At 75.6% G+C, this 10,380-nt stretch carries 4 protein-coding genes and 1 pseudogene; 2 read left to right on the forward strand and 3 right to left on the reverse strand.

Translation table 11 applies throughout. From position 1 onward, the window contains the following. The first annotated feature begins 241 nt into the window (after positions 1-241). Entirely contained in the window at positions 242-1,078 is an 837-nt protein-coding gene (locus ACFW9D_RS35490; RefSeq protein ID WP_384629120.1) for an SIS domain-containing protein, read from the forward strand. A 489-nt stretch (positions 1,079-1,567) separates the two neighbouring features. Continuing rightward, the gene (locus ACFW9D_RS35495; protein WP_384629123.1) at positions 1,568-2,875 is read left to right on the forward strand and encodes a hypothetical protein; all 1,308 of its coding nucleotides are present in this window, start codon (positions 1,568-1,570) and stop codon (positions 2,873-2,875) included. Here ACFW9D_RS35495 and ACFW9D_RS35500 read toward each other — a convergent pair. From ACFW9D_RS35500 to ACFW9D_RS35510, 3 genes and pseudogenes are all read right to left on the reverse strand, one after another. Then, the gene (locus tag ACFW9D_RS35500; RefSeq protein ID WP_384629126.1) at positions 2,862-4,967 is read right to left on the reverse strand and encodes a tetratricopeptide repeat protein; all 2,106 of its coding nucleotides are present in this window, start codon (positions 4,965-4,967) and stop codon (positions 2,862-2,864) included. The two genes, ACFW9D_RS35495 and ACFW9D_RS35500, sit on opposite strands and share 14 nt — an antisense overlap. 108 nt (positions 4,968-5,075) lie before the next feature. Next, positions 5,076-6,137, reverse strand: coding sequence for a CdaR family transcriptional regulator (locus ACFW9D_RS35505; RefSeq protein ID WP_188335947.1), 1,062 nt, complete (start codon positions 6,135-6,137; stop codon positions 5,076-5,078). 80 nt (positions 6,138-6,217) lie between these two features. Then, positions 6,218-10,261, reverse strand: a pseudogene (locus ACFW9D_RS35510) (DNA repair ATPase); the annotation flags it as partial. Positions 10,262-10,380: the final 119 nt, after the last annotated feature.

Below are 10,380 nucleotides of genomic sequence, written 5' to 3' on the forward strand. Positions count from 1 at the left end.
GCCTTCATCGGGGAAATGCGACCCGAAGGGTCTGCATTTCAGGGGCGCGGGGAACTGCGCGACCAGCCCCCACCGACCCGCGGCCCGCGACGCGCCCGACACACCCCCGGCGATCCCGTCTCGCTCCCCGAAGCGCCCGTGCAGGGCGACACGGCCGTCGAGTAACGTCCAGGGGAACATCCGAGATCAGCCCGGGGGGGCTCATATGGGGACGGGGAGCACGACCGTGCGGGCAGTGCCAGTGCCAGTACCACAGGATGTCGCGAGCCAACCGGACTGCTGGACCCGGGCCGCGGAACTGGCGGCGAGCCACAGGTCCGCGCTCCCGCACCGCGGAGAACGCGTCGCGGTCATCGGCTCCGGCCCCGCCTACGCGATGGCCCAGTCCTACGCCGCGCTCCGCGAGAGCCGCGGCCACGGCGAGACGGACGCGTTCAGCGCGTCCGCGTTCCTGTACGGGCGGGAGTACGACCGGATCGTCGCCCTCACCCGCACCGGCACCGCACCCGTGATGCTGCGGCTGCTCGGCAGGGTGCACGGCAGTGTGCCCAGCGTCGTGATCACGGCGGCGCCGGACGCCCCGGACATCGCCGACCACACGGTGCGGCTCGACTTCACCGACCAGCCGGCGACCGAGGTCGCGACCCGGTTCCCGACCACGGCCCTGGCCCTGCTGCGCGCGCCGCTCGGCGAGAAGCTGGACGACGCGACGGACGACGCCCACGAGGCGATCGAGGAGACGCTGCCCCATGTGCTCCTGGCAGCGCGGGAGTTCACGTTCCTGGGTTCCGGATGGACGTACGGGATAGCCGAGGCGGCCGCGCAGTTGATGCGGGACAACGCGGGCGCCTGGGCGCAGGCCTACCACGAGCCGGAGTACCGGCCGGGTCCGGCGGCGGCGCGGCAGGTGACGTGGGTGTTCGGCGAGGTGCCGGAGCGGCTCGCGCGGGCCGTGGCGGACGCGGGCGGCACGCTCGTCGCGTCGGCGCGGGATCCGCTGGCGGATCTGGTGCGGGTGCAGCGGCTCGCGCTCGGATCCGCGGCGCACGGTGCGGCCGGGGCGGTCGGGGCGGCATGACGGACGCGGTGCCGGACCACTGGATCCGGGTTCCGGCGGGGCCGGACGCGGCCCGCTGGGCGACCCGGGGCCGTACCCGCACCGTGCTGTTCGTCCTGCACAACGTCACGTCGGCGACCCGGCTGCTCGACGTCCTGCCGCTCTTCGACGACGACCTGCGCGTGCAGTTGCTCGCCACGTGCACCGAGTCCTCGGCGTTCGGCGCGGGCGTACGGGAGCTGCTCGCGCAGACGGGCGTGCCCGTGCTCCCGTGGGATCAGGCCCTGGCCACTCCGGTCGACCTCGCCGTCTCGGCGAGCTTCGGTGGTCAACTGGCAGAGATTAAAGGGCAGTTGGCCATCCTGTCGCACGGCGTTGGATACACTAAAAGGCTGGGGGTGCCGGGTGCCGGGTGCCGGGTGCCGGGTGCCGGGAGCCGGGAGCCGGGAGCCGGGAGCCGGGAGCCGGGAGCCGGGAGCCGGGAGCCGGGAGCGGAGGGGTGGCGCGCCCGTGTTCGGGCTGTCGCCGGAGTGGCTGCTCGGCCCCGACGGGGCGCCGGTCGCCGACGCGCTCGTCCTGTCGCACCCCGAGCAGGAGGAGCGGCTGCGCGCCGTCTGCCCCGAGGCGGCCCACACCGGGGTGCTCGCCGGTGACCCGTGCTGGGACCGGATCCTCGCCGCCCGCGCCCACCGCGACCGCTACCGCCGCGCGCTCGGCGTCCGTGCCGGGCAGCGGCTCGTGCTGCTCAGTTCGACCTGGGGACCCGACGCGCTGTTCGGTGACGGCGGCGACGACACCCTCCCCGCGCTGTTGCCCCGGCTGACCTCGGAACTCCCGGTGGACACCCACCGTCTGGCCGCCGTCCTGCACCCCAATCTCTGGCACGGCCACGGCCCCGGCCAGATACGGTCCTGGCTCGACCGGGCCCGTCGCGCGGGGCTCACCCTGATCGACCCGCTGCACGGCTGGCGGCAGGCACTGATCGCGGCGGACGCCGTGATCGGCGACCACGGCGCGGTGACCTACTACGCGGCGGCGCTCGGCACACCCGTCCTGCTGGGCGCCGCCCCGCTCTCCGCGCTCGCGCCGGACGCCCCGGTCCACGCGTTCGTCCGCTCGGCGCCCCGGCTGGACCCGGCGGCCCCGTTGCGCCCGCAGCTCGACGCGCTGCTCGCCCGGCACCGGCCGCTGTCCGAGGCGGCGGAGTTCGTCAGCGCGGTGCCGCACGAGGCGGCGCCCCGTCTGCGCCGCCTGTTCCATCAGCTCCTGGACCTGCCCGAGCCGCCTTGGCCGGCCCGGCTCGCCCCGCTTTCCCTGCCCCCGTACGAACCGGCGGAGCCGTCCGTCCCGTTGCACGTCCGCACGTGGATCACGGGCCCGGGCGAGGTGCGCCTGGAGCGGTACGCGGGCCCGCATCCGGCCCCGTGCGGCGAGGACGGCGCCGTGGCGCACACCGCGCTCCACGAGGACACCCGCGAGCAGGACAGGCTCGGCCTCGCGGACGTCGTGTTCCGGTACGGGGCCGGCGACGACCCGCGTCTCGGTCCGCCCGAGCGGTGGGCCGCCGAGACCCTCGACCGTTTCCCGCAGTGCGCGCTCGCCGCGTACGCGACGGGTCCCGCGGAGTGTGTGGTGCGGACGCGGACGGGGGCGCTGGTGGAACTGAGCGGTCCGGACGGACCGGACCCGGCGGCGTGCGCGTCCGCTCTGTACGCGTGGCTGGCCGCGGGCAAGGATCTGGCCGAACTCGCGGACTCCGGACTGCTGTTGGACACCGGTGGGGCCGGAGCCCACCGGGTCCGGGTCACGCTCCGCTGACGCAGCGCTCCCGCAGCACACGCAGCGCGTCCACATGCTGGGTGGCACCCTCGGCGACGAGGATCGCGAGGGCCTCGTCGATCAGCGGCAGCACGGTCGCGCGCTCACCGTCCTCGTAGCGGGTCCAGGCGAGGTCGGTGAGGACGCGCGCGGTGTTGTAGCCCTCGCCGCGGTCGCGGAAGAACTCCAGGGCGCGGTCGAGGCGCGGGAGTGCCTCGTCGCGGCGCCCGGCGCCGCGCAGCGCCCGGCCGCGGTGGCGTTCCAGCAGGGCGCGGGCCCGGGGCAGGTCGGCGTGGCCTTCGGCTCCGGGCTCGATGCCGTCGAGGATCGCGCCCGCCGCGTCGAACCGCTCCAGCGCCTCGGGGTAGCGCCACTGCCGCAGCCGGAGCAGCCCGAGGAACTCGACGGCGGAGGCCTCACCGCGCAGATGCCCGGCCGCCGCCTCGTCACGTGCGGCGGCGACGGCCTCCGTCTCGGCCTCCGCATGGCGCCCCAACTCGGTGCAGGTGTGGGCCATTTGGGCATGGAGCGCGCCGGACATCCGCGTGCCGGGCTCCTGCGCGTCGGCGAGCCGTGCACCGGCGCGCAGGGCGGGAAGCAGCGTCTCGTGGTGTCCGGCCTTGAGCTGGAGCGGCCACAGGGCGCGGCAGATCCGCAGCGCCGTCGGTGCGTCCCCCGACTCCTCGGCCGCCGCGACGGCCTCGACGAGAACGGCGGCATCGTGCGCGAGCACGGCGAGGGCGGCGCCCCGGTCGGCGTACGGTGCCGGGCTGTGGTCCGGCAGGGCGTCGGGGATCCGCCAGCTCTCCGGGAGGGCGGCCCGGGCGGCGTCCACGGCGCGGCGTTCGTAGTGGGTGAGCGCGCGGGCGAGGGCGGCGGAGCAGGCGGCGATGCCGTCGCCGGCGGCGGCGGTCCGCTCGGCGTGGGCGCGCACCCCGGGACGGTAGCGGTACCGGCCGTCGCCCGTGCGGTCGAGCAGGAGAGCGTCGGCGAGTTCTTCCAACAGGGCATCGGCGTCGGCCTGTCGGGGTCCGGTGATCGCGGCGGCCGCCGGCGCGTCGAGGGCCGGCCAGGGGCGGAGGGCGGCGAGGCGGTACAGGCGGGCGGCCTCCGGACTCAGTCGCCGGTAGGTGTCCTCGGCCGCGGAGCCGACCGGGTCGTTCGCTCCGTTCACGGTGGGCTCCAGGGGCGCGTGCGGCACGGTCGACAGGCGGCGGGCCGCGGCGTGCAGGGCGTACGGGTGGCCGCCGCAGCGGTCGAGCACGGCGGGCAGGGTGGCCTTCGCGGCGGCGACGGCGGGCTTGCCGGCGACCTCGGTTAGCAGGCGTTTCGCATCGCGGGGCGGCAGTGGTCCGAGGGGGACGCGCACGGCGCCGAGTCCGGCGAGCCGGTCGCGGGCTACGACGACGGTGCAGACGCCGGGCGCGGTGACGACGAGGGGCTGCACCTGGGCGGTGGACGTGGCGTGGTCGAGGACGACGAGCAGTCGGCTCGAGTCGAGCAGGGTGCGCAGCACGGTGACGCGGTCGGCCGGTGCGGGCGGTATCCGGTCGTCGGGCACGCCGAGTTCGCGCAGGAGCAGGGCCGCGCCCTCGCCGGGGCCCCGGCCGCGCAGGTCGGCGTAGAGCTGTCCGTCGGGGAAGCGGTCGGCGCGCCGCCAGCCCCAGTGGACGGCCACGGCGGTGGTGCCGATGCCTTCGGGGCCGTGCAGCTGCACGGTGCGGGGGCGGCCCGCGAAGGGCCGGGTCGCTTCGTCGTCGAGCTGCCGCATGACGTCGCGCCGGTCGGTGAAGACGTGCGGCGCCGAGGGCAGCCGGGGCCGGACGCCGAGCGGTCCGGTGAGCGGGCTCGCGAGGCCACCGGTCAACCGGCCGAACTCGGCGAGGAGTTCCGGGCGTCCCGCGGCGCTCTCGACGACCAGCCGGGCGACGTGTTCGCGCTGTTCGGGGGTGGTGGGCGCGGGGACCTCGCGGCCGGTGATGCGGCGCACCAGCGCGCCGGTGGTCTCCCAGGCGCGCTTGCCGGCCTCGTTGGCCATCCCGGAGCCGACCGCTATCAGCACCCCGGCGACCGCCGTGACCGGATCCACCATGAGTCCACTCCCCCGCGCACCGACAGCCCTGCACCGCCTGACGAATGATCAAGCCTACGGTGCCGGGCACCCCGTTCACAGGGGAACGGGCCGCTCGGGGGCGGGTGTTCAGAACTGCCGGGCCGGCCAGTCCAGGAGCCGCGCTCCGATGACCGCCGTCTGGAGCGTGTACCGGTGCACGGGGTCGGCGGGGTCCGCGCCGGTCAGCTGGTGGATGCGGGCCAGCCGGTAGGTGAAGGCGCGGACGCTGAGGGAGAGACGGCGGGCGGCCTCGGCGGCGACGCACCCTGTGTCGAAGTACGTGGCGAGCGTGTCGATGAGCGGTTGGGCTCCGCCGCGCGCCTGCTGGAGCGGGCCGAGCGCATTCTGCACGAGGTCGGCCATGGCCTGCCGGTCGCGGGTCAGCACCGGGTAGACGAGGAGGTCGGCGGCGCGCAGCACCGGGTCCTCCAGTTCGAGCCGGTCGGCGAGGTCGAGGGCGTTGAGGGCTTCCTCGTAGGACTGGACGACACCGCCGGGGCCCGACTGGGGGCGGCCGATGGCGACGCGGCCGCCGTCGGTCGCGGCGTGGGCCTGCTTGGCGAAGTGGACGAGGACCTCGTCCTGGTCGCCGGGCGCGATGCAGACGAGACGGCCGTCCTTGGTGGTGAGCAGGACGTTGCGGTCACCGAAGCGGGCGCTGAGGGCGCGCTCGACGTCGCGCGGGGCCCGGTCGCCCTCGTCGTAGGCGTGGCCGCCCTGGGCGACGGCGACGGCGTGCGCGTAGGACAGGCGCAGGCCGAAGCGTTCGGCGCGCTCGGCGATCCGGCCGAGGTCGCTGCGCCCGTGGAGGAGGTCGTCGATGAACTCGCGGCGGGCCGCCTCCTCGCGGCGTACGGCGACGCGCTGGGCGCGCTCGTAGCCCTCGGCGAACGCGTCGACGCCCTGGGCCACGGCCGCCAGGACGGCGTCCAGCGTGGTGGCGGCGCCGTACGGGTGGGCGCGGGCCTGGGCCAGGTGGACACCGACGAGCTCCCGCAGTCCGTGTCCCGCCTCCGCGGCGCGCTCGCCCAGGGCGCGCCGCGAGTCGAGTTCGGCGCGGGTGAGGCGGCGGCCGGTGGCGGAGGCCTCGGCGACGATCCCTGCGAACCCGTCCAGGAACTCGTCCGGTATACCCCGCTCCGCCGCCATGTGTGCCCCTGCCTCGCTCGACTCTCGCCGTGGCCTTTGTAGCGCAGGGGCGGGCAGGGGCCACAGGCGGGGGCGTCCGGTCATGCCGGGGGCGGGGTGGTGGCGCGGGTGATCGCGGACTCGACGGCGGCGACGCGGTCGGCGAGCAGCCCGAGCGCGGCCACGGCCCGCACGAGCGGATCCGTCTCGGGGCCGCCGAGGGTGCGGGCGCGCACATGACCTGCCTTGATCTCGGCCCAGCGGGCGAGCTGCCCGCCGGTGAGCGTGCCGCGCAGTTCGGCGAGCTTGAGGAGGTTGGCCTCGGCGCCGGTGGTCAGGGTCTGGGCCTCGCTCGCGTAGTGGTCGGACACGACGGCGTCGAGTTCGTCGTCGTTCATCGCGGGGTCGATCCGGGCAGCGATCTTGTTCATGTCGCGGTACGAGCCCTGGAGCCGGAAGGGCGGTTCGGTGCGGGTCGCGGGGTCCTGGGCGGCGGACGCGATGTAGGCGGCGTTGACGGCGAGGACGGTGGTGCGGGCGGCGAGCAGGTGGCGCAGGACGGCGACGACACGCTCGCGCTCGGCGGGCGGGTAGGGGTGGACGAGCCGGTCGGGGCGTGCGGTGGGGTCGCCGGCGGCAAGGCGGACGAGGAGGTCCAGGTCGGCGCGGTCGCGGCCGGCGAGCGGGGCGAGGTGCTCGTTGGCGGTGAGCGCGTTCTCGACGAAGGAGAGGGCGAAGGCCTCCTCCTTGCCGGTGAGGACGTCGCCGAGGTTCCACACGTCGGCGCGGTTGGCGAGCATGTCGGGGATGCGGAAACGGGCGCCGGACTCGGTGTACGGGTTGCCGGCCATGCAGACGGCGAAGCGCTTGCCGCGCAGGTCGTAGGTGCGGGACCGGCCGTTCCAGACGCCTTCCATGCGGCGCTGGGCGTCGCACAGGGAGATGAACTTCTGGAGGAGCTCGGGCGAGGTGTGCTGGATGTCGTCGAGGTGGAGCAGGACGTTGTTCCCGGCCTCCAGGGCGAAGTTGACCTTCTCGATCTCCTGCCGGGCGGCCGCGTTCGGGGCCTCCTCGGGGTCGAGCGAGGTGACGCCGTGGCCGAGCGCGGGACCGTTGACCTTGACGAGGATCATGCCGAGCCGGTCGGCCACGTACTCCATGAGGGTCGTCTTCCCGTATCCAGGCGGCGAGATCAGCAGCAACAGGCCGCCTGCGCTGCCGAGTTGGGCCGCCAGGTTGTCGCCGATCAGCGGCAGGTACACCTCGTCGATCAGGCGGCCGCGCACGAAGGTCGGCAGGACGTGCGGGCGGTGCTCGTCCAGGCGCAGCCGGTCGCGTTCGGCGGCGGCGAGGCGGGTGCGGAGCTTCTGGTAGGCGCGGTGTCCGGGGACGGTCTCGGTCCTGAACCGGCGCGTGCGGGCGAGGAGTTCGTCGAGCCGCACGGTGAGGGTCCGGGAGCTGACGCGCGGGTGGGTGCCGAGGAGTCCGGTGACGGTGGCGGTGAGGTCGGCGGCGCCGTCGTAGCGCTCCAGGCCGGGGCAGAGCTCGACGGCGACGGCCTCGGGCAGGTCGGGGGCGCTCTCCCCCGCCGGGTCGGCCGAGGCGGCGTACGCCTGGAGCCAGGCCTCGACGATCTGGCGCCGGGAGCCGAGGTCGGGCAGCCCGCGCAGGTCCTCCTCGTAGGCGGGGCCGTCCACGGTGCGGCGGAACTTGTCGAGGAAGGTGCGCACGCGCGGCGAGGTCACGAATCCGGCGGGCGCCGTGCTCAGCTCGTCGAAGAGGTATGCGGCCGCGTCCGCGTCGCCGTCCATTCGGGCGGCCAGTTCCCGGCGGAAGTCGTCGATCGCGGGGGCGAGTCCGAAGGTGTCGCGGGCGCGGGCGAGGGAGCGGGCCCTGCGGGCGAGCGGCTCGCGCTCGGCCTCCGGCAGTCCGTGCGCCCAGAACAGCTGGGCCGCGGCGCGGGCGGCCGGGGTGTGCCGCAGGAGTCCCGCGCCGGCGTGCAGGCGCAGAAGGGCGGTGAGGATCTCGGTGGCGTCGTGGTCGTGGACCCCGCGCTCGTGCCCCTCGTCGTACGCGTCCTCGGCGGCCCGGCGGACGAGTGCGGGCAGGTCGTCGGCGGCGGCGAGGGCGTCGGCGCCGTGTTCGTCGAGGAGGCGGGCGGCGAGGTGTTCGGCGCGGTAGACCTCGGGGGTCTCGGAGGCGAGGTGCTGCTCCCAGTAGGGGCGGGTCGCGGCGAAGGCGGGGTCGGTGACGGGAGCGCGGTAGTCGGTGCCGGTGACGGCGAAGGCCATGGCGTCGCCGTGCGGGACGAGGGTGAGCTCCAGGGGCTGGGTGTTGACGGCGAAGCGGTGGCGGCCGAGGCGGATGGTGTCGCCGCCGTCGGTGTAGAGGTCGGTGCGGTCGCGCAGGGCGCGGACGGCTTCCTGCCGGGCGGCGGTGAGGCGGCCCGCGAGTTCGTCGGCGCGCACCTGGTCGCCGAGGGCCCGCAGCTCGTCGATGGTGCGGCCGACCTTGGCGACGAGCGGGTCGGAGGCGAAGTAGGTGTGGACGGCGTCGGCGGAGTCCAGGGCGGCGGAGCGGCGGGCGACGGTCTCCAGGACGCGCCCGGCGGAGCCGACGAGGCGTTCGGCGCGGCGGGCCCGCTCGTCGGTGAGGCCCTGCTTGCGAGCGGCGAAGACCTCGTGGATCTCGGTCCGCTTGGCCTCCAGGTCGTCGAGGAACTCCTCGGACTCGGCGAACCGGCCGTGCAGGTCCTCGAGTTGGAGGACGAGCCGGGAGAGGTGTTCGTCGCAGGCCTGCGGGGTGTCGGCGGCGGCGAGCGCCCCGGTGACGGCCTGCCCGAGGAGGGCGAACTCGGCGGCGAACTCGGCGCGCCCCTCGCGGGCCGTGAGCTCGCGGCGGCGGACGTCCAGGGTGGCGCGGGTGCGGTTGACTCCGGCGAGGGCCTCGGCGATGCGCTCCAGGACGGTCGCGCGGACAGTGGCGTCGGCGACGTCGAGTCCGGTGACGACCTCGGTGACGGTCTGCAACTGCTCGCCGGCCTCACGGAGTTCGTCGAGCAGGGCGCCGGACTCGGCGACGGTGGTGAGTTCCTCGGCGCGGCGGGCCAGCGCTTCGGTCTTCTCGTGGTGGGCGGCGAAGGCGTCGGGGCGGGCGAGGAAGGTGACGGCGCGCTGCCCGGCGGCGGTGATGTCGTCCGCGAGGTCGGCGGCGAGCGTGTCGATGCGCGCGGCGTCGGCGTAGCGCATCTCCTTGAGGGCCAGCAACTGTCCTTGAGATCGCCGGAGTTCGGTGATGCGCTCGACCCATTCGGGCGCGGAGCGCGGGGCCTCGCCGCGGATCCGGCGGACCAGGCCGGTGACGCGGGTGGCGCATTCGGCCAGCCGGTCGGCGGCCTGCCGGGTGAGGTCGCGCACGGTCGCGTACTCGGTGACGACCTGCTCGGCGGTGGCCTTCAGGGCGTTCAAGGGTTCGCCGAGCGCGCCGAGTTCGGGATCGCCGAGCCAGTGGTACTGGCCGGTGGCGCGGGCGCAGGCGGCGACGAGGGCCTCGTAGGCGGCGGTGGTGGGCGTGTCGGCGGTGCCGCTGACGGTGCGGGCGACGGCGAGCGCGTCGGAGATGCCGCGCACCAGGTCGGCGTTGCCGACACGGGCCAGTGGTCCCTCGCCGGCCGGGCGGGCGGCGGCGTGCGCGTCGGACACGTACGGGGAGCGCCAGCGCTGCACCGGGTGGACCCGGCCCGGTTCGGCGTCGGCGGCGGTGCGCAGGACGAGGAGCGTGCCGTCGTCGAAGAGGGCGTGGCCGCGGCAGGCGATCGGGGTGGCGAACTCCTTGCGGATGACGTTGTAGGAGAGCAGCAGGGCGCGTTCGCCGCCGGGCGCCTGGAAGACGTAGAGGACGTCCTCGCCGTTGGGCGAGCGGACGGTGCGCTCGTACTCCAGTCCTGTGGTGTCGAGGGCGTCGAAGCTGCGGTGCTCGCCGGTGGCGAGGACGTGGCCGCCGGGGAAGACGACGCCCTGCTCGTCGGGGAGGACGCGGCCGGTGCGCCCGAGGCCGTCGAGGCGGACGGTGCGCCGGGTGAGGGTGTCGTGGACGAGGTAGCGGTCGGTGGTCTCCTTGTAGGGGCGCACGCGCAGCAGGACGAGCGGGGGGGCGCGCGGGGGGGGGGAGGCCCCGGCGGGGCGCGCCGGGGGGGGGGGGGGGAGACGCGGGGGGAGTTGTGGACCGCCGCGGCGGGGGGGGTCGGCCGGCGGGTTTGGGGTTG

The sequence above is a fragment of the Streptomyces sp. NPDC059524 genome (assembly GCF_042749255.1).
Taxonomy (GTDB): Bacteria; Actinomycetota; Actinomycetes; order Streptomycetales; family Streptomycetaceae; genus Streptomyces; species Streptomyces xanthii.